Source organism: Aquabacterium sp. J223, assembly GCF_024666615.1.
Lineage (GTDB): Bacteria > Pseudomonadota > Gammaproteobacteria > Burkholderiales > Burkholderiaceae_C > J223.
In genome coordinates, this window is sequence record NZ_CP088297.1 from 2030266 (window position 1) to 2049644 (window position 19379).

The window sequence follows — 19379 nt, forward strand, 5'->3', positions numbered from 1 at the left end:
CATGGAACTGCTGAACAACCTGGCGATCGGCTTCGGCGTCGCCTTCACTTTCCAGAACCTGCTGTACGCCTTCGGCGGCGCGGTGCTGGGCACCCTGATCGGCGTGCTGCCGGGCCTCGGCCCGGTGACCACGATCGCGATGCTGCTGCCGTCCATCTACGCGCTGGACGCCACGCCGGCGCTGATCATGCTGGCCGGCATCTACTACGGCGCGCAGTACGGCGGCTCCACCACCGCCATCCTGATCAACGTGCCGGGCGAGTCGTCCTCGGTGGTCACCGCGATCGACGGTTACCAGATGGCCCGCCAGGGCCGTGCCGGTGCGGCCTTGGCCGCCGCCGGCCTCGGCTCGTTCTTCGCGGGCACCGTCGGCACGATGATCATCGCGGCGTTCGCGCCGCCGCTGACCGAGGTGGCCTTCAAGTTCGGCCCGGCCGAGTACTTCTCGCTGATGGTGCTGGGCCTGATCGGCGCCGTCGTGCTGGCGTCGGGCTCGCTGGTCAAGGCGATCGCGATGATCCTGCTCGGCCTGCTGCTGGGCCAGATCAACACCGACGTCATCTCCGGCACGCCGCGCTACAGCTTCGACATCCCGGAGCTCACCGACGGCATCGGCTTCGTCGCCATCGCCATGGGCGTGTTCGGCTTCGGCGAGATCATCGCCAACCTCGGCATGCCCGCCGAGAAGCGCGAGGTCTTCACGCGGGAGGTGAAGGGGCTGTGGCCGACGCGGGAGGACTTCCGACTGGCGGCGCCCGCGGTGCTGCGCGGCACCGCGCTGGGCTCCATCCTCGGCATCCTGCCCGGGGGGGCACTGCTCGCCTCCTTCGCCGCCTACACGATGGAGAAGAAGCTGGCGAGCGATGCCAGCAAGTTCGGTCGTGGCGACATCCGCGGCGTGGCGGGTCCGGAGTCGGCCAACAACGCCGGCGCGCAGACCAGCTTCATCCCGATGCTGACGCTGGGCATTCCGCCCAACCCGGTGATGGCGCTGATGGTCGGTGCGATGACCATCAAGGGCATCCAGCCGGGCCCGCAGGTGATGACGAGCAACCCGGAGCTGTTCTGGGGCCTGATCGCGTCGATGTGGATCGGCAACCTGATGCTGGTGATCCTGAACCTGCCGCTGATCGGCATCTGGATCAAGCTGCTGACGGTGCCCTACCGCTTCCTGTACCCGGCCATCATGGTGTTCTGCTGCATCGGCCTGTACACGCTCAACAACAACACCTTCGACGTGTACATCGGCGCGCTGTTCGCGGTCGTCGGCTACCTCTTCTACAAGCTCGGTTGCGAGCCGGCGCCGCTGCTGCTCGGCTTCATCCTCGGGCCGATGATGGAAGAGAACCTGCGCCGGGCGCTGCTGTTGTCGCGCGGCGACTGGACCACCTTCGGCACCCGCCCGCTGTCGGCCGGCCTGCTGATCGCCGCCGCGCTGATGGTGGTGGTGGTGTCGCTGCCGTCGATCAAGAAGAAGCGCGAGGTCGCGTTCAAGGACGCCGACTGAGGACGGACGGGCGTCCTGCGGACGCCTGACACCGATCCGATAGGCCCGCCACCACCGGTGCGCGGGCCTTTTTCATGGCCCGGTCCTTGGCCGGTCCGCACCGGCACAGAATGGCGCAACCGCCTTCCGGGTCCCATCGCCATGCACGCCTTCGACTGGTCCGCCGCCTACCCGTCCATCCGCCTGCCGGTCTTCGGCCGCCAGGCCGTGGCCACCTCGCATCCGCTGGCCGCGCAGGCGGGCCTGGCGGTGATGCGCCAGGGCGGCAACGCCATCGACGCGGCCATTGCCGCCGCGGCGGTCATGACCATCGTCGAACCGTGCAGCAACGGCCTGGGTTCCGATGCCTTCTGCATCCTGTGGGACGGTGCCCAACTGCATGGGCTCAACGCCTCCGGCCGCGCGCCGGCGGCGTGGACACCGGCTTACTTCCGCGGCCGATACGGCGACGCCGCGCGGCATCCGCCGGTGCGGGGCTGGGATTCGGTCACCGTGCCGGGTGCCGTCGCCGCCTGGGCGGCGCTGCACCAGCGCTTCGGCCGGCTGCCGTTCGAAGGGCTGATGGCGCCGGCCGCCGAGGTCGCCGAGCGTGGCTTCGCGGTGCCGGTGGTGGTACAGCAGAAGTGGCAGGCGGCGTCGGAGGTGCCGGACCTCGTGCGCCAGCCGGGCTTTGGCGAGACCTTCCTGCCGCGTGGCCGCGCGCCGCAGGTGGGTGAGCGCGTCACCATGCCGGGCGCCGCCCGCACGCTGCGCGCCATCGGTGCCAGCGCGGGCCGTGCGTTCTACGAAGGTGAGGTGGCCGAGGCCATCGCCCGCCATGCCGCCGCCCACGGCGGGGCGCTGACCCGCGCCGACCTGGCCGGCTACCAGCCGGAGTGGGTCACGCCCATCGCGCAGGACTACCTGGGCCACACGCTGCACGAGATCCCGCCCAACGGCCAGGGCATCGCGGCGCTGATGGCCCTCGGCATGGCCGCCCGCTTCGACCTGCCCTCGATGAAGCCGGACAGCGCCGAGGCCCACCACCTGCTGATCGAGGCGATGAAGCTGGCCTTCGCCGACGTCTACCACCACGTGGCCGAAGGCACCAGCATGCGCTGCACCGCCGAGCACCTGCTCGACGAGGGCTACCTGGCCGAGCGCGCGCGCCTGATCGACCCCCGGCGGGCGCAGGACTTCGGCCATGGCAACCCGGTCAAGGGCGGCACCATCTACCTCACCGCGGCCGACGACGAAGGCCGCATGGTCAGCTTCATCCAGAGCAACTACATGGGCTTCGGCTCCGGCGTGGTGGTGCCGGAGGTCGGGGTCTCGCTGCAGAACCGCGGCCATGCCTTCAGCCTCGACCCCGACAGCCCCAACGTCGTGGCGCCGGGCAAGCGGCCCTTCCACACCATCATCCCGGCCTTCCTGACGCGGGACGGCGCCCCGGTGATGAGCTTCGGCGTCATGGGCGCCAACATGCAGCCGCAGGGCCACCTGCAGACGGTGGTGCGCATGCTGGCCTGGGGCCAGCAGCCCCAGGCGGCCTGCGACGCCCCGCGCTGGCGGGTCAACGAGGGCCTGGAGCTCAACGTCGAAGCGGCGATGGACCCGGCCCTCGTGCAGGGCCTGCGCGACCGCGGCCACCGGCTGGAGACCATCCTCGACAGCTACCAGGACTTCGGCGCCGGCCAGTTCATCTGGCGCCTGGGCGACCCCGCGGTCGACGGCTACGCCGCCGCCAGCGACCCGCGCCGCGACGGCCTCGTCGCCGCCTGGTAGCCGCGGTTGGCGGGTCGCGTGCTCGACCGGCCGCGGGCCACCGGTGCCGCGCTCGCGCTGCTCGGCGCGGTCGCGTTCTCCGGCAAGGCCATCATCGTCAAGCTGGCCTACCGGCACGGCGTCGATGCGGTGACGCTGATCATGTACCGCATGCTCTTCGCGCTGCCGCTGTTTCTGGCGCTGGCCTGGTGGGCGGGCCGGGGCCGGCCCCCGCTGGCCCGGCGGGACTGGATGGCGGTGGCGGGTCTCGGCTTCAGCGGCTACTACCTGTCCAGCTTCCTCGATTTCGCCGGCCTGCAGTACGTCAGCGCCAGCCTGGAGCGGCTGATCCTCTACCTCAACCCGACGCTGGTGCTGCTGCTCGGCCTGGTCGTGCTCAAGCGCCGGCCGACGGCGCGGCAGTGGGGCGCGCTGGCGCTGAGCTACGCCGGCGTGCTCGTCGTCTTCGGCCACGAGGCCACGCTGGCCGGTCCCGACGCCGCGCTCGGCGCGCTGCTGGTCTTCGGCAGCGCGCTCAGCTACGCCGTCTACCTGCTGTACAGCGGCGAGGTGGTGGGCCGCCTCGGCTCGCTGCGGCTGACCGGCCTGGCCACCTCCGTCGCCTGCGTGCTGTGCATCCTGCAGTTCCTGCTGCTGCGGCCGCTGCAGGCGGCCGTCGTCGCCGCGCCGGTGGTCGGGCTGTCGGTGCTCAACGCGGTGCTGTGCACCTTCGCGCCGGTGCTGATGGTGATGATGGCCATCGAACGGCTGGGCGCGTCGTTGACGGCGCAGGCCGGCATGGTCGGGCCGGTGGCCACGCTCGTCATGGGCGTGGTCATCCTCGGCGAGCCGTTCACCGTGTGGATCGCGGCCGGCACGGTGCTGGTGCTGGCCGGTGTCGCCTGGCTGGCCGGCGGCCGCTGACCGTTGCCACCCCTTCAACCCCTCGACAGGAGCAACTCATGGATCTGGGCATCGACGGCAAGTGGGCGCTGGTGTGCGCCGCCAGCAAGGGACTGGGCAAGGCCAGCGCCGCGGCGCTGGCCGAGGCCGGCGTCAACCTCGTCATCACTGCCCGGGGCGCCGACGCGCTGGCGCAGGCCGCCGACGAACTGCGCGCCCTGGGCCGCGGCGAGGTCCGCACCGTGGCCGGCGACATCACCACCGCCGAAGGCCGCGCCTCGGCGCTGGCCGCCTGTCCGCAGGTCGACATCCTGGTCACCAACGCCGGCGGCCCGCCCACCGGCGACTTCCGGGACTGGGACCGCGCAGCCTGGATCGCGGCGCTCGACGCCAACATGCTCACCCCCATCGAGCTGATCAAGGCCACGGTGGACGGCATGGCCGACCGCGGTTTCGGCCGCATCGTCAACATCACCTCGGGCGCGGTGAAGGCGCCGATCGCTTCGCTGGGGCTGTCCAACGGCGCGCGCAGCGGGCTCACCGGCTTCGTCGCCGGGCTGTCCCGCCAGCCCCGGCTGGCCGGCCGCAACGTCACCCTCAACAACCTGCTGCCCGGCGCCTTCGACACCGACCGGCTTCGCAAGACGCTGCAGGCGCAGGCGGGCAGCGGCCTGTCCGTCGAACAGGCGGCCCAGCAGCGCCTGAAGACCATCCCCGCGGGCCGTTTCGGCGACGCCGCGGAGTTCGGCGCGCTGTGCGCCTTCGTCTGCAGCGCGCAGGCCGGTTACCTCACCGGGCAGAACCTGCTGATCGACGGCGGCGCCTACGGCGGCACCTTCTAGGGGCGGTGGCTAGCGGCGGCTTGTCGGCGCGCCGGCGCTGACGGCGATGCCGCCGACGATCAGCGCGAAGGCCAGCGCGTGGTAGCCGTGCGGCGGCTCGCCGAGCACCGCGGCCGACAGCAGCGCGGTGAACAGCGGCGTCAGGTTGTTGAAGAAGGCGGCCAGCGCCGGGCCGCCTTCCGCCACGCCCAGGCCCCAGCAGCGAAACGCCAGGATGGACGGGCCGATCGCCACGTACAGCAGCAGCACCAGCAGCCGGGCGTCCCACTGCACCGGGGTGTCGGTCACCAGCGCTTCCGCCCCGGCCGCGGCGGCCGCGCCGACCAGGCCGAAGGCGATCTGCAGCGCCAGGAAGGCCGCCCAGTCCCAGTCCGGCCGCTGGGGCGCCCGCATGTGCGCCGGCGGCCGCACCAGCATCCAGGTGTAGAAGGCCCATGCGACGACGGACAGCACGACGTAGAGGTCGCCGCGAACGAAGCGCACCTCGGCCAGCGCCGACGGGTCGCCGCGCGAGATCACGCAGAGCACCCCGGCCAGCGACAGCGCGGCGCCCACCCCCTGCCGGACGCCGACCTGCTCCCCGAAGCACAGGGCGCCCACCGCCAGGACCCACAGCGGCAGGCTGGAGGCGATCAGCGTCACGTTGATCGGCGTCGAGCTGACCAGGGCCAGGTACTGCAGCGCGTTGAACGTCGCCACGCTGAGCAGCCCGAGCACCGCCAGGTAGCGCCAGCGCCGGACCACCTCGCCCGGCGATCGGAACACCGACCGTGCCAGCGGCAGCAGCAGCAGCAGCGCCACCGCCCAGCGCAGGCAGTTGAGCAGCAGCGGCGGCACGCTGCCCACCGCCAGCCGACCGGCGATGGCGTTGCCCGACCACAGCAGCGGGGCGGTCGTCATCAGCAGGACCAGGCGGGGCGACAGGCGGGCGGTGCTCACGGGAACGGTGATGGGGCGAGGCGGCGGGGGGCGGCGATTCTGGCCCACCGCCCGTGCCCGCGCTGCAGGCGGCGCGGGCTTGGCATACCCTTGCACCAACGTCAGCTGCAGGAGACACGACATGCCACGAGCCGTCCAGATCCGCCGCTTCGGCGGGCCCGAGGTGATGGAGATCGCCGAGGTGCCGGTGGGTGAGCCCGGCCCCGGCGAACTGCGCATCCGCCACCACGCCTGCGGCCTCAACTTCATCGACGTCTACCAGCGCACCGGCCTGTACCCGAACCCGCTGCCGCTGGTGCTCGGCATGGAAGGCGCCGGCGTCGTCGAGGCGGTGGGCGAGGGCGTCACCCACCTCCAGCCGGGCGACCGCGCCGCCTATGCCGCCGGCCAGCCCGGTGCCTACGCCGAGCAGCGCGTGATGAAGGCCGCGCAGGTGGTGCAACTGCCCGACGCCATCGATTTCGAGACCGGCGCGGCGATGATGCTCAAGGGCCTGACCGCGCAGTACCTGCTGAAGAAGGCGCGGCCGGTGGAAGGGCTGGAGCCGGGCGACTTCGTGCTCTTCCATGCCGCCGCCGGCGGTGTCGGCCTCATCGCCTGCCAGTGGGCGCGGGCGCTCGGCCTGCAGCTCATCGCCACCGCCGGCAGCGCCGCCAAGTGCGCGCTGGCGCTGGAACACGGTGCCGCGCACGCCATCGACTACACCCGCGAGGACTTCGTCGAACGGGTCAAGGCCATCACCGGCGGGCGCGGCGTCAAGGTGGTCTACGACTCGGTGGGCAAGGACACCTTCGAGGGCAGCCTCAACTGCCTGCGTCCCTTCGGCCTGATGGCCGCCTTCGGCAATGCCTCGGGCCCGGTGCCGCCGTTCGCGCCCGGCGTGCTGGCCGCCAAGGGCTCGCTCTACCTGACCCGGCAGACCCTGTTCACCCACATCGCCACCCGCGAGGGCACCCAGGCCATGGCCGACGACCTGTTCGAGGTGGTCGGCAGCGGCGAGGTGAAGATCCGCATCGACCAGCGCTTCGCGCTGGCCGACGTCGCCGAGGCGCACCGCGCGCTCGAAGGCCGCCGGACCACCGGCAGCACGATCTTGATCCCCTGACGGGGCGACAAGGCGAGGGGGCGGCTTTGCCGCCCCTCCACCGTCCTCAGGCTTCGAGCAACTCGACCTCGAACACGAGCGTCGCGTTCGGCGGGATGACGCCGCCGGCGCCGCGGGCGCCGTAGCCCAGCGCGGGCGGGATGGTCAGCACCCGGGTGCCGCCCACCTTCATGCCCTGCACGCCCTCGTCCCAGCCGCGGATCACCATGCCCGCGCCGAGGTGGAATTCGAAGGGGTCGTTGCGGTCGCGGCTGGAGTCGAACTTGGCGCCGCGGCCGTTCGGCTTGGCCGGGTCGCTCAGCCAGCCGGTGTAGTGCACCCGCACCGGCCGGCCGGCCTGGGCTTCGGTGCCGTCGCCGACGTTGGTGTCCTCGTACTGCAGGCCGCTGGCGGTGGTGGTGGTCTGGCTCATGTCGTCTCCTGTTCGGGTCGCGAAAACCGCCCATCTTGCCAGCCGTCTCGCCAGGCCTTCACCGCCCGGGCCTGCCACTCCGGCAGCGTCGGGGCGTCGATGGGCGCCAGGCCGAGCACCTGCAGCGCCGGGTTGAGCACCTCCGGCGGCTGCGAGGTGTCCAGCGCCGGCGCGCCGTGCTGCTTGGACAGCTTCTCGCCGCGGGCGTCGCGCACCAGCGGCAGGTGCAGGTGCCGCGGCGTGGGCAGCCCGAGCCGCCGTTGCAGGTGGATCTGGCGGGCGGTGTTGTCGGCCAGGTCCTCGCCGCGCACGACATGGGTGATGCCCTGCTCGGCGTCGTCCACCACCACCGCCAGCTGGTAGGCCCACAGCCCGTCGGCGCGCTGGAGCACGAAGTCGCCGACCTCGGCCGTCACGTCCTGCCGCTGCGGCCCCAGCCGCCGGTCCTGCCAGTGGACCACCACCGGCTGGCCCGGCTCGCCGCAGCGCAACCGCCAGGCGACACGGGCCGGCGTGCCGTGAAGGCCGTCGCGGCAGGTGCCGGGGTAGACCCATTCGGCGTGCCGGGTGTGCGGCCGCTGCTGTGCCGCCAGCGCCAGCGCGATGTCGCGCCGCGAGCAGCCGCAGGGGTAGACGTCGCCCTGCGCCTGCAACCGGGCCAGCGCCTGCCCGTACCGCGCGCCGCGGTGCGACTGCCATTGCGGCGGCTCGTCGGGCGCCAGTCCCAGCGCCGCCAGCTGGCGCAGGATCTCCGCGTCGGCGCCCGGCGCGCAGCGCGGCCCGTCCACGTCCTCGATGCGCACCAGCCAGTCGCCGCCATGGGCGCGCGCGTCGAGCCAGCTGCCGAGGGCGGCCACCAGCGAGCCGGCATGCAGCGGGCCGGTGGGCGAGGGCGCGAAGCGGCCGCGGTAACGCAGGGCAGCGGACATGGCGCCATCCTGCCAGCGCCGCGGCGGGCCTACAGTCGCGGTTCATGACCGCCTGGAATGCGTTGTCCCTGCTGCCCGCGGCCGACTGGCTGGCGCTGGCGCTGTTCTTCGCCGGCTGGGCCGGCTACGCGCGCTTCGCCCGCCGGCGGGCGGCGGTGCGGCCCTCGGTGCTGGCGGCGACCAACCGCATCCGCCGGCAGTGGATGCTGCAGGCCACCCGCCGCGACACCCGCATCGTCGACGGCGCCGTGCTGAACAGCCTGACCGGCAGCCCCAGCTTCTTCGCCTCCACCACCATCCTCATCCTGGGCGGGCTGCTGGCGCTGCTCGGCGCGTCGGACAAGGCCGGCGAACTGGTGGGCGAACTGCCCTTCGCCGTGCGCAGCTCCGCCCTCGTCATGGAGCTCAAGCTGCTGCTGCTCGGCGGCATCTTCATCTACGCCTTCTTCCGCTTCACCTGGAGCATCCGGCAGTACACCTTCGGCGCGCTGCTGATCGGCGCCTGCCCGGACAGCGCGCAGTTCGCCGACGAGGCCGAGCGAGAGCGCTTCGCGGACCGCGCGGGCCGGGTCATGGGCCTGGCGGCCGAGGCCTTCAACCATGGGCTGCGCGCCTACTACATGGCCTTCGCCACCCTGGGCTGGTTCCTGTCGCCCTGGGCGCTGGTCGCCGGCACCGCCGCGGTGATCACCGTGCTCTACCTGCGCGAATTCCGCTCCGAGGTGCTGGACGCGCTGGGCTGACGCGCGTCGGCCGGGCTCAGCGCCGCTCGGCCAGGAAGCGCCGCACCGGCGCCACCGTCAGCGCCGGCGCTTCCTCCTGCGGCAGGTGGCCCAGCGCCGGGAAGGCGACGAACTCGCTGCCCGGGATGGCGGCGGCCAGCTGGCGGCCCTGCTCGATCGGGATCAGCGGGTCGCGACCGCCCCAGAGCACCAGCGTCGGCACGCCGATCTCGCCCAGCCGGGCCGCGGCGCTGCCCGGCCGCCATTGCTGCAGCCGGTGCGCCAGCGCGCGGCGGTTGCCCTCGCGCAGCAGCAGTTCGAAGTGGCGATCGACCAGCGCGCTGCCCACCGCATGCGGGTCGCCCCACAGGCGCTGCAGCGCCTGCTCCACCAGTGCCCTCGGCAGCAGCCATTCGGTGAGCTGTCCCACCGCCGGCAGCACGCCCGGCAGGTGGCCGAGGCGGGTGAACCAGGGCAGCCCTTCCGGCAGCGGCAGGCCGGCGGCGTCGACCAGCACCAGCCCGCGCACCCGCTCGGGCGCCTGCAGCGCCAGCCGCCAGGCCACCTCGCCGCCGAGCGAGTTGCCGGCGGCGACGAAGCGGCGCACGCCCAGCCGGTCGAGCACCGCGAGCACGAAGTCGACGTCGGCGTCCGCCGAGTAGTCGTCGCGCAGCGACGGCCCGGTGAGCCCGAAGCCCGGCAGGTCGAGGCTGATCACGCGGCGCTCGCGTTCCAGCGCGGCGGTCCAGCCCTCCCAGGTGTGCAGGCTGGAGCCGGTGCCGTGCAGCAGCACCAGCGGCAGCCGGTCCTCGCGCGGGCCGGTGTCGCGCAGGTGCACCAGCTGGCCCTGCCAGACCGGGCCCTCGAGCTCCATGAAATCCGACGGCGGCGGCGCCCAGCGGGCGACGAGGCTGTGCACCGGCCGCTCGGGCGCGCGCATCAGGCTGACGGACAGGGCCATGAGCATCAGCGCCAGGCCGGCCAGCTTCAGCAGCCGCTCGGCCATGGCGGGCGCGGCGCGGGGCAGAGGGAAGGGAAAGAGGCCGGCGGCACCCGCCGGATTCTGCCTAGGCTGCAGCGCGTTGCCGCCGGCGCGCCTGCGCCTCCAGGGCGGCCAGGCTGAGCACCGCCCCGGGCAGCGGCAGCAGGTAGTACAGCGCCCGGTAGCCGAGCAGCGCGCCCAGCAGCGTGGCCTCGGGCAGCTTGTGGCCGAGCAGGGCGACGAACACCGCCTCCACCACGCCCAGCCCGCCGGGGATGTGGGTGGCCGCGCCGGCGATGGCCGCCATCAGCAGCCCGGCCAGCACCGGCGGGTAGGCCACCCCGGTGGGCCGCAGCAGCACCCAGATCACCCCGGCCATCAGCATCCAGTTGACGGTGGACAGCACCAGCCCCTGCAGCGCGATGCCGAGGGCCGGCAGCTCCAGCCGCCGGCCGCGCAGCGTCCAGGCCCGCTGGCGGGCGAAGGCGCACGCGCCCAGGTAGGTGCCCAGCAGCGCCAACAGGCCGAAGCCGATCCACTGCAGGCCGTCCTCGCCGAGGCGCCAGCTCTCGGGCAGCTCGAGCGCGCGCAGCGCGAAGGCGGTGCCGGCCAGCAGGAAGTAGCCCGACCAGTTGGTCAGTGCGACCAGGCCGTACACCGCCACCGCCCGCTCCAGCGACAGGCCGAGCCGGGTGTACAGCCGCAGCCGCAGGCCCAGCCCGCCGACCCAGGCGCCGAGGTTCAGGTTGAGCGAATAGGTGGCGTAGGCGATGGCCGCGGTGGTGCCGAGGCCCAGCCGGTGCTTCAGCGCCCGCCGAGCCAGCAGTTCGTAGCCGGCGTAAACGGCGTAGCTGGCCAGGGCGACCGCCGCGGCGGCCAGCAGCGTGGTGGCGTGCAGGCCGCGCAGCGCCTGCCACACCTCGTCCCACGGCACGGCGCGTCCAAGCCGCCACAGCAGCCACAGCACGCCGGCCATGAAGGCCAGGCCGACGGCGCGCAGCAGCCGGCGACGCCACGCCGGCGCCGGCACCGGCGAACGCCCCTGCGGCGCGGCGGCCACGGCGGCGCGGTTCACCGCGTGACCTGCGCGCCGGGCGACGGCGGCGTGGTGGTGGCCGGCGGCGCGGGCGGGGGCGCCTCGCCGAGCGAGGTCAGCCGGGGCGCGTGCCGCGGCAGCCAGCCGGCCCAGTCGGGGAAGTGCCGCACGACGTGGAAGACCACCGCGCCCAGCAGCGCCCGCCACGCCGTGCGCTTGGGGATGTGGTCCACCGCCACCGCCTGGCAGTGGTGCTGCACCAGGAGGTCCAGCCGCTCGCGCAGCAGGCGCGCGAACTCGCGGTCGCGGATGAAGAGGTTGGACTCCAGGTTGAGCGACAGGCTCAGCGGGTCGAGGTTGCTGGAGCCCACCGTCGCCCATTCGTCGTCGACCACGGCCACCTTGCCGTGCAGCGGCCGGCGGCAGTACTCGTGCACCGAGACCCCGGCCGGCACCAGGTAGCCGTAGAGCATGCGGGCCGCCACCGGCACGATGGCCATGTCCGGGTTGCCCTGCAGGATCAGCCGCACGTCGACGCCGCGCTTGGCGGCCCGGCGCATCTCGCGCAGCAGCCGGTAGCCGGGGAAGAAGTAGGCGTTGGCGATGGTGATCTGGCGCCGCGCCGCTCGGATGGCGATGCGGTAGTGGCGTTCGATGTCGGTGCGGTGCTGGTGGTTGTCCCGGGTGACGAAGAGCGCCCTCGCGCCGCCCACCGCGGGCAGGTCGGGCGCCTCCTCCTGCCACTGCCGCCAGGGGCGCCAGCCCGGCCATTGCGTGGCCTGGCGGACGATGCGCGCAGCGCGCCAGAAGCGCGGCCGCGGCTGCGCCGGCGGCAGCTGCTCGAGCAGGAAGCGGTGGATGTGCTCGACCACCGGCCCCTCGACCCGCACCGCGTAGTCCTGCTTGGCCTCGGGGCCGTAGTCGCCCAGGTGGTCGGCGGAGAAATTGATGCCGCCGACGTAGCCGATGCGGCCGTCGATCACCACCAGCTTGCGGTGCAGCCGGCGCAGCAGGTTGGTTCGCCAGCGGCCGAACAGCTTGCCGGCGTGGTCGAACACGTGCACCCGCACGCCGGCCGCGGTCAGGCCGCCGATGAACTCGTCCGACAGGTCGGGCGAGCCGTAGCTGTCCACCGTCAGGTCCACCGACACGCCGCGCTGCCCGGCCTCGATCAGCAGCTCGCGCAGCGCCTGCCCCACCTTGTCGTCGAACAGGATGAAGGTCTCGATGAGGATCTCGTGCTCGGCCTTGGCGATGGCGTCGAACACGCTGGGGTAGTAGGCCTCGCCGTTCTCCAGCAGCTGCAGCCGGTTGCCCTCGATCCAGCCCCGATCACGTCTCATGCGGTCCCCTTGGCGCTGCGCGCCGCCCCCTCGAGGAGGAATTCGCCCGTGGGACGGCCCGGCGGGTTCATGCCGCCCTCCGCACCACCGCCTGCCCCACCGGCAGCGCCAGCTCGGCCGCCAGCGGCGCATGGTCCGACAGGTGCGACCACGGACGGCGGCCCAGCACCAGCGGGCGCAGCAGCTGCAGGCCGCGCACGTAGATGCGGTCCAGCCGCAGCACCGGCCAGCGGGCGGGAAAGGTCTTGGCCGGCCGCCCGGTGGCCAGGCGGAAGACCTCCTGCAGCCCGGCGCAGCCTTCCAGCGCGCCGTCCACGCGGCAGCGCCAGTCGTTGAAGTCGCCGGCGACCACCACCGGTTCGTCGGGCGGAATGCCGTCGTTGACGAGGCGGCACAGCTGCAGCACCTGCGCCCGGCGGTGCGATTCGTCCAGCCCCAGGTGCACGCACACCGCGTGCAGCGGCCGCTCGGACTGCGGCAGCGACAGCACGCAGTGCAGCAGTCCGCGCTTCTCGCTCTTGCCGACGCTGGCGTCGTGGTTGACGTGGCGCGCGATCGGGAACTTGGACAGCACCGCGTTGCCGTGGTGGCCGTGCGGGTAGACGGCGTTGCGGCCGTAGGCGTGGGACGACCAGATCTCGTCGGCCATGAACTCGTAGTGCGGCGTGGCCGGCCAGCCGCCGATGCGCGCCCGGTGCAGCTCGTGGCTGCCCATCACCTCCTGCAGGAAGACCAGGTCCGCGCCCACGCTGCGCACCGCCTCGCGCAGTTCGTGCAGCACGAAGCGGCGGTTGAAGGCGCCGAAGCCCTTGTGGGTGTTGACGGTGAGCACGGTGAAGCGGGCGAAGCCCGGCTCCACGGCCGGCGGCGGGGTCGCGAGGTCCATCGGCGCAGTGTCCAGCACGGTGCGTTCCCGGGCCGGGGGTCGCCTGTCCCCCGGCGCCCCGAAATGACGTCAGCCTTCGCTGACGCCGCGGGGCCGGAAGGCGGCCTTCCTACAATCCGCCGATGCCCTTCGTCCACCTGCGCACCCACACCGAATTCTCCGTCGTGGACGGCACGCTGCGGGTGGACGACGCCACCGCGCTGGCGGCCCGTGACGGCCAGCCGGCCCTGGCCATTACCGACCTGAACAACCTGTTCGGCGCGGTCAAGTTCTACAACGCCTGCCGGAAGAAGGGCGTCAAGCCGCTGATCGGCGCCGACGTCTGGATGGAGCCGCTGCCCGGCGACAAGCTGCCCAGCCGGCTGCTGCTGCTGGTGCAGGACACGCAGGGCTACCTGCACCTGAGCGAACTGCTGGCCCGCGGCTGGACCCGCAACGCGCAGCGCACCCAGGCCTGGGTGAGGTGGGAGTGGCTGGAGGAACTGGGCGGCGGGCTGATCGCCCTGTCCGGCGCCGACGCCGGCGTGGTCGGCCAGGCGCTGTCGGCGGGCGACCCGGCGCGCGCCGAGGCGCAGGCACGGCGGCTGGCCGCGCTGTTCCCGCAGCGCTTCTACCTCGAGGTGCAGCGCGCCGGGCAGCCGGCGCAGGAGGCGCACCTGCGCGCGGTGGTGCCGCTGGCGGCGCGCCTGCAGCTGCCGGTGGTGGCCACGCACCCCGTCCAGTTCGCCGAGCCGGACGACTTCGAGGCGCACGAGGCCCGGGTCTGCATCGCCGAGGGCGAGACCCTGGGCAACCCGCGCCGCGCCAAGCGCTTCAGCCGCGAGCAGTACTTCAAGACGCAGGCGCAGATGGAGGCGCTGTTCGCCGACCTGCCGTCGGCGCTGGCCAACAGCGTGGAGATCGCCAAGCGCTGCAACCTGTCGCTGGTGCTCGGCAAGCCGCGGCTGCCCGACTTCCCGACGCCGGTGCAGGCCGACGGCAGCCGCATGCCGATCGAGGCGTACTTCCGGCAGGCGTCGTTCGACGGGCTGGAGGACCGGCTGCGCCTGCTCTACCCCGACGCCGCCGAGCGCGAGCGCCGCCGCCCCGAGTACGTGCAGCGGCTGGAGTTCGAGATCGGGACCATCCTCAAGATGGGCTTCCCAGGCTACTTCCTCATCGTCTCGGACTTCATCCTCTGGGCCAAGCAGAACGGCTGCCCGGTGGGCCCGGGCCGCGGCTCCGGCGCCGGCTCGCTGGTGGCCTACGCGCTGAAGATCACCGACCTCGACCCGCTGCAGTACCAGCTGCTGTTCGAGCGCTTCCTCAACCCGGAGCGGGTGTCGATGCCCGACTTCGACGTCGACTTCTGCCAGGCCAACCGCGACCGGGTCATCGAGTACGTCAAGGACAAGTACGGCCGCGACGCGGTGAGCCAGATCGCCACCTTCGGCACCATGGCGGCCAAGGCCGCGCTGCGCGACGTCGGCCGCGTGCTGGGCATGGGCTACGGCCACGTCGACTCCATCGCCAAGCTGATCCCGGCGCCGCCGGGCAAGACGGTGACGCTGGCCAAGGTGCCCGAGCAGCCCGACCCCGGCGTCATCTACGCCCGCAAGGAAGCGCCCGAGCTGGAGCAGCGCGAGGCCGCCGAGGAGGAGGTCGCCGCGCTGCTCGAGCTGGCCGCGCGCGTCGAGGGCCTGGTGCGCAACATCGGCATGCACGCCGGCGGCGTGCTCATCGCGCCGGGCAAGATCACCGACTTCTGCCCGCTCTACCAGCAGCCGGGCAGCGACTCGGCCGTCAGCCAGTACGACAAGGACGACGTCGAGGCCATCGGCCTGGTGAAGTTCGACTTCCTCGGCCTGGCCACGCTGACCATCCTCGAACTGGCCAAGGACTTCATCGTCGCGCGGCATCCGCACCGCCGGGACTTCGCCTTCGAGACGATCCCGCTCGACGACCCGAAGGTCTACAAGCTGTTCAGCGACGGCCTGACCGAGGCGGTGTTCCAGTTCGAATCGCGCGGCATGCAGGGCATGCTGCGCGATGCCCGCCCGAGCCGGCTGGAGGACCTGATCGCGCTGAACGCGCTGTACCGGCCGGGGCCGATGGACCTGATCCCCACCTTCGTCGCGCGCAAGCACGGCCGCGAAAAGGTCGAGTACCCGCACCCGCTGACGGAGGCGGTGCTGGCCGAGACCTACGGGATCATGGTCTACCAGGAACAGGTGATGCAGACCGCGCAGGTGCTGGGCGGCTACTCGCTCGGCGGCGCCGACATGCTGCGCCGGGCCATGGGCAAGAAGAAGCCCGAGGAGATGGCGCAGCACCGCGAGATCTTCCGCAAGGGTGCGGCGGAGAAGGGCATCGACCAGGCCAAGGCCGACGAGGTCTTCGACCTGATGGAGAAGTTCGCCGGCTACGGCTTCAACAAGTCGCACGCCGCCGCCTATTCGCTGCTGGCCTACCACACCGCCTGGCTGAAGGTGCACCACACGGCCGAGTTCTTCGCGGCCAACATGACCATCGAGCTGGACGACACCGACAAGCTCAAGGTCCTGCTCAACGACGCCAAGCAGTTCGGCATCCGCTTCGACGCGCCCGACGTCAACGCCGGCACGTGGCGCTTCGAGCCCGTCGAGCACCGGCGCATCCGCTACGGGCTGGGTGCGGTCAAGGGCACCGGGTCCAGCGCCATCGACGCCATCGTCGCCGCGCGCGAAGGCGCCGACGGCGCCGGCGGCGGCCCCTTCCGCAGCCTGTTCGACTTCTGCGCCCGGGTCGACCGGCAGCGCATCAACAAGCGGGTGGTCGAGGCGCTGGTCAAGGGCGGCGCCTTCGACGGCCTGCACCCGCAGGGGCTGGAGGGGCGGTCGTCGCTGCTGGCCAGCATCGGCCTGGCCTTCGACTGGGCCGACACCCAGGCCGCGCATGCCGACCAGGGCGGGCTGTTCGACTTCGGCGCCGACGACGGGGTGCTGCACGGCGCGTCCACGCAGGAGCCGCCGCTGGTGGCCGCCGAGCCCTGGAGCATCCGCGAGCGGCTGGCGCACGAGAAGACGGCGATCGGCTTCTACCTCTCCGGCCACCTGTTCGACCAGAACGAGGCCGAGGTGCGCCGCTTCGCGCGCCGCCGCATCGCCGACCTGGTCGACAGCCGCGAGCCGCAGCTGCTGGCCGGCATCGTGAGCGACCTGCGCGTCGTCAACGGCCAGCGCGGCCGGGTGGTCATCTTCAAGCTCGACGACAAGAGCGAGGCCATCGAGGCGGTGGTGCAGGGCGAGGCGCTGCTGGAGCGCACCCGCGAGCTGATCAAGGACGACGAACTGGTGGTGCTGCAGGGCAAGGTGCAGAACGACCGCTTCTCCGGCGGGCTGCGGCTGAACGTGGCGGCGGCCTGGGACCTGGCAGCCGCGCGCGCCCGCTTCGGCCGTTTCCTGTCGGTGGCGGTCAACGGCAAGGCGCCGCCGGTGGCCGAGCTGGTGCGCACCTGGCCCTCGCGCCGGCTGGAGACGGAGGAGGGCGTGTCCACCCTCGGCCTGCCGGTGCGGCTGACGCTGGAGCGGGAATCGGTGACCGCCCAGGTCGACCTCGGCGACGACGGCCGCTTCTGGCCCTGCGACGAGGCACTGGCGCGCTGGAAGGCGGTGGCCCACGGCGGCCGGGCCGACGTGGTCTACGACGCGGCGGTGCCCGGTTGAGCGGCGAGCCAGCGCCCGTGAGGTCCGGCACGCTCCGCGGGGCGTGAACGTTACCGAACGTCAGCCGCGGTGAACCGCGGGCACCGCAGCGCCGTTAACGGTGGATCTCCCTTCCGAACCCGACCATGAACCTGCCGCACCGCCCCGTCCTTCGCCGCCTGTCGGCCCTGCCTGCCGCGTCGCTGCTGGCCCTGGCCGGCCTGGTGGCCAGCGGCCCGGCCGCCGCCCAGCAGGTGGGCGTGTCGGTGGGCGTCAGCCAGCCGGGCTTCTACGGCCAGATCAACATCGGCAACGCCCCGCCGCCGCCGGTGGCGCTGATCTACCCGCAGCCGGTGCTCATCGCCCAGCAGCCGGTGGTGGCCGCGCCGATGTACCTGCACGTGCCGCCCGGCCACGCCAAGAAGTGGAGCAAGCACTGCCACAAGTACAACGCCTGCGCCCGGCCGGTGTACTTCGTGCAGGAAACCTACTACCAGCAGCACTACGCCCCGCAGCACGCCCAGTACGCCCACCCGCACGGCGGGCGCCACGGCGACGACCACGGGCATGGCCACAAGGGCCACGGCAAGGGGCATGGCGAGGGCAAGGGCAAGGGCCGCGACAAGGACCGCGACTGAGACACCGGGCCGTCAGGGCCGGAATCGCCCGGGTTTTCCGCGCGCTGCCCGCGCCGGCGCCAGGCCCACACTGCGCGGCATGTCGCCGGTCCCGACCCTCGCCGATCACGACCCCCGCCGCGACCCGAGAACCGGGCTGATCCTCACCGGCGGCGGTGCGCGGGCGGCCTACCAGGTGGGCGTGCTGCGGGCGCTGTCGCGCATGCGGCGCGAGTCCGGCCAGCGCCCGGGCAATCCGTTTCCCATCATCGCCGGCACCTCCGCCGGCGCCATCAACGCGGCCGCACTGGCCTGCCAGGCCGACCACTGGGACCAGGCCGTGGGCGACCTCGCCGACACCTGGTCGGGGCTGACCGCCGAACAGGTCTACCGCACGGATTCGATCGGCGTCATCCGCAGCGGCGCCGGCTGGCTGACGATGCTGTCGCTGGGCTGGATGCTGGCCCGCTTCAAGCGGCTGAAGCCGCGCTCGCTGCTCGACAACCACCCGCTGGCCGGGTTGCTGCACCGGCTGGTGCGGCTGGAGCGGTTGCCGCAGGTGCTGGCCGACGGCCACCTGCAGGCGCTGGCGATCACCGCCTCCAGCTACAGCACCGGCCGGCACCTCACCTTCTACCAGTCGGTCAACCCCCTGCGGCCGTGGACACGGTCGCAGCGGCTGGCCGTGCCCTGCCAGATCCGCCGCCGCCACCTGCTGGCGTCGTCCGCCATCCCCTTCGTCTTCCCGGCGGTGCCGCTGTCGGTGGACGGCCAGCGCGAATGGTGCGGCGACGGCTCCATGCGCCAGGCCGCGCCCATCTCGCCGGCGGTGCACCTCGGCGCCGACCGGGTGCTGGTGATCGGCGCCGGCCGGCTGCATGAACCCGGCGCGCCGGTGGTGCGCCACCAGGGGCCGCCGCCGCTGGCGCAGATCGCCGGCCATGCGCTGTCGAGCATCTTCCTCGACGCGCTGGCGGTGGACATCGAGCGCCTGCAGCGGGTCAACCACACGCTGTCCCTGCTGACGCGCGAGGCCCGGGCGCAGACGCCGCTCAAGCCCATCGACGTGCTGGTGATCGCGCCCAGCCAGCGGCTGGACGACATCGCCGGGCGCCACCTCGACGCGCTGCCCGCCGCCGTGCGCGGCCTGCTGCGGGCGGTCGGCGTGTCGTCGGCGGGGAAGGGCGCCGCCGCCGGGGCCGCCTTTGCCAGCTACCTGCTGTTCGAGCCGCCCTTCACCCGCGAACTGATCGCCCTCGGCGAGGCCGACACCGAGGCCCGCCGCGACGAGGTGGTCGCCTTCTTCGGCTGGCGCCGCGAGGTGATGGCCGACGCCGACCTCACGGCGCAGACGCAGCCGGCCTGAGCGCCGCCGGGTGCGGCTGGCCCTGCACCCGCCCGCCCTGGTCGGACAGCCGACGCGCGCTGCGCTCGCCCAGGCCGGGCACGCGGGCCTCGAGGTCGCGCCAGTCGGCGAAGGGCCGCTCGGCGCGGGCCTGCAGCACTGCCGCCGACAGACCCGGCCCGACGCCCCGCAGCGACTCCAGTTCGGCCTGCGTGGCCCGGTTCAGGTCCAGCGCCGCCGCCTGGCTCGCCAGGACCAGCAGGCTCAGCAGGGCCGGCACCGGCCGCGGCCGCCGTCGCAGCAGCGGCTGGAGGGCGGGGCACCGGGGCGGGCAGGTCATGGCCGCTACCATAGCCGGCTGCCCGGCCCGGCCGCATCCCCTGTCGGCGCCCCACCACCACCCGAA

Annotated in this window: 17 protein-coding genes; 9 read left to right on the plus strand and 8 right to left on the minus strand. The window is 73.0% G+C overall.

Annotation, left to right across the window (positions count from 1 at the left end):
• Position 1: 1 nt before the first annotated feature.
• The 4 genes from LRS07_RS09805 to LRS07_RS09820 all read left to right on the plus strand — a co-directional run bounded on the left by LRS07_RS09805 (position 2) and on the right by LRS07_RS09820 (position 4995).
• Positions 2 to 1507 carry a tripartite tricarboxylate transporter permease gene (locus tag LRS07_RS09805; protein WP_260501734.1) on the plus strand — a complete coding sequence of 502 codons (1506 nt, stop codon included), beginning with the start codon at positions 2 to 4 and terminating at the stop codon, positions 1505 to 1507.
• A 141-nt stretch (positions 1508 to 1648) separates the two neighbouring features.
• Positions 1649 to 3271 carry a gamma-glutamyltransferase family protein gene (locus LRS07_RS09810; protein WP_260501735.1) on the plus strand — a complete coding sequence of 541 codons (1623 nt, stop codon included), beginning with the start codon at positions 1649 to 1651 and terminating at the stop codon, positions 3269 to 3271.
• Between the two features lie 18 nt (positions 3272 to 3289).
• Complete coding sequence (locus LRS07_RS09815; RefSeq protein WP_260501736.1) at positions 3290 to 4174, plus strand: DMT family transporter; 885 nt, start codon at positions 3290 to 3292, stop codon at positions 4172 to 4174.
• Positions 4175 to 4212: 38 nt separating this feature from the next.
• Positions 4213 to 4995 (plus strand): SDR family NAD(P)-dependent oxidoreductase, encoded by a 783-nt coding sequence (locus LRS07_RS09820; protein WP_260501737.1) that lies wholly within the window; start codon positions 4213 to 4215, stop codon positions 4993 to 4995.
• A 9-nt stretch (positions 4996 to 5004) separates the two neighbouring features.
• Here the strand turns inward: LRS07_RS09820 and LRS07_RS09825 are convergent, their stop codons facing one another.
• Positions 5005 to 5934, minus strand: coding sequence for a DMT family transporter (locus LRS07_RS09825; RefSeq protein ID WP_312028370.1), 930 nt, complete (start codon positions 5932 to 5934; stop codon positions 5005 to 5007).
• Between the two features lie 121 nt (positions 5935 to 6055).
• Here LRS07_RS09825 and LRS07_RS09830 point away from each other — a divergent pair, with 121 nt between their 5' ends.
• Positions 6056 to 7039: a quinone oxidoreductase family protein gene (locus tag LRS07_RS09830; RefSeq protein ID WP_260501738.1), complete on the plus strand. Its 984-nt coding sequence runs from the start codon at positions 6056 to 6058 to the stop codon at positions 7037 to 7039.
• A 46-nt stretch (positions 7040 to 7085) separates the two neighbouring features.
• Here the strand turns inward: LRS07_RS09830 and LRS07_RS09835 are convergent, their stop codons facing one another.
• Both LRS07_RS09835 and gluQRS read right to left on the minus strand, forming a co-directional pair.
• Positions 7086 to 7451, minus strand: a complete 366-nt coding sequence (locus LRS07_RS09835) for an FKBP-type peptidyl-prolyl cis-trans isomerase (protein ID WP_260501739.1) — start codon at positions 7449 to 7451, stop codon at positions 7086 to 7088.
• The gene (gene gluQRS, locus LRS07_RS09840; protein WP_260501740.1) at positions 7448 to 8380 is read right to left on the minus strand and encodes a tRNA glutamyl-Q(34) synthetase GluQRS; all 933 of its coding nucleotides are present in this window, start codon (positions 8378 to 8380) and stop codon (positions 7448 to 7450) included. Before gluQRS ends, LRS07_RS09835 begins: the two co-directional genes overlap by 4 nt.
• 44 nt (positions 8381 to 8424) lie before the next feature.
• Between gluQRS and LRS07_RS09845 the strand changes: the two genes are divergently transcribed.
• The gene (locus LRS07_RS09845) at positions 8425 to 9123 is read left to right on the plus strand and encodes a DUF599 domain-containing protein (protein ID WP_260501741.1); all 699 of its coding nucleotides are present in this window, start codon (positions 8425 to 8427) and stop codon (positions 9121 to 9123) included.
• A gap of 16 nt (positions 9124 to 9139) precedes the next feature.
• Here the strand turns inward: LRS07_RS09845 and LRS07_RS09850 are convergent, their stop codons facing one another.
• The 4 genes from LRS07_RS09850 to LRS07_RS09865 all read right to left on the minus strand — a co-directional run bounded on the left by LRS07_RS09850 (position 9140) and on the right by LRS07_RS09865 (position 13349).
• The gene (locus LRS07_RS09850) at positions 9140 to 10108 is read right to left on the minus strand and encodes an alpha/beta fold hydrolase (RefSeq protein WP_260501742.1); all 969 of its coding nucleotides are present in this window, start codon (positions 10106 to 10108) and stop codon (positions 9140 to 9142) included.
• A gap of 61 nt (positions 10109 to 10169) precedes the next feature.
• On the minus strand, positions 10170 to 11159 hold the full coding sequence (locus tag LRS07_RS09855; RefSeq protein ID WP_260501743.1) for a lysylphosphatidylglycerol synthase domain-containing protein: 990 nt from the start codon (positions 11157 to 11159) through the stop codon (positions 10170 to 10172).
• Complete coding sequence (gene clsB, locus LRS07_RS09860; RefSeq protein WP_260501744.1) at positions 11156 to 12463, minus strand: cardiolipin synthase ClsB; 1308 nt, start codon at positions 12461 to 12463, stop codon at positions 11156 to 11158. Before clsB ends, LRS07_RS09855 begins: the two co-directional genes overlap by 4 nt.
• A gap of 67 nt (positions 12464 to 12530) precedes the next feature.
• A complete protein-coding gene (locus LRS07_RS09865; RefSeq protein ID WP_260501745.1) occupies positions 12531 to 13349 on the minus strand; it encodes an endonuclease/exonuclease/phosphatase family protein in 819 nt (272 codons plus the stop codon).
• Between the two features lie 122 nt (positions 13350 to 13471).
• On the opposite strand from LRS07_RS09865, the gene dnaE reads away from it, so the two are divergent.
• From dnaE to LRS07_RS09880, 3 genes are all read left to right on the plus strand, one after another.
• Positions 13472 to 17032 (plus strand): DNA polymerase III subunit alpha, encoded by a 3561-nt coding sequence (gene dnaE, locus LRS07_RS09870; protein ID WP_260501746.1) that lies wholly within the window; start codon positions 13472 to 13474, stop codon positions 17030 to 17032.
• 125 nt (positions 17033 to 17157) lie between these two features.
• Positions 17158 to 17649, plus strand: coding sequence for a hypothetical protein (locus LRS07_RS09875; protein WP_260501747.1), 492 nt, complete (start codon positions 17158 to 17160; stop codon positions 17647 to 17649).
• A gap of 79 nt (positions 17650 to 17728) precedes the next feature.
• Complete coding sequence (locus tag LRS07_RS09880; RefSeq protein WP_260501748.1) at positions 17729 to 18994, plus strand: patatin-like phospholipase family protein; 1266 nt, start codon at positions 17729 to 17731, stop codon at positions 18992 to 18994.
• Here LRS07_RS09880 and LRS07_RS09885 read toward each other — a convergent pair.
• Positions 18969 to 19313 carry a ComEA family DNA-binding protein gene (locus LRS07_RS09885; RefSeq protein ID WP_260501749.1) on the minus strand — a complete coding sequence of 115 codons (345 nt, stop codon included), beginning with the start codon at positions 19311 to 19313 and terminating at the stop codon, positions 18969 to 18971. The two genes, LRS07_RS09880 and LRS07_RS09885, sit on opposite strands and share 26 nt — an antisense overlap.
• Positions 19314 to 19379: the final 66 nt, after the last annotated feature.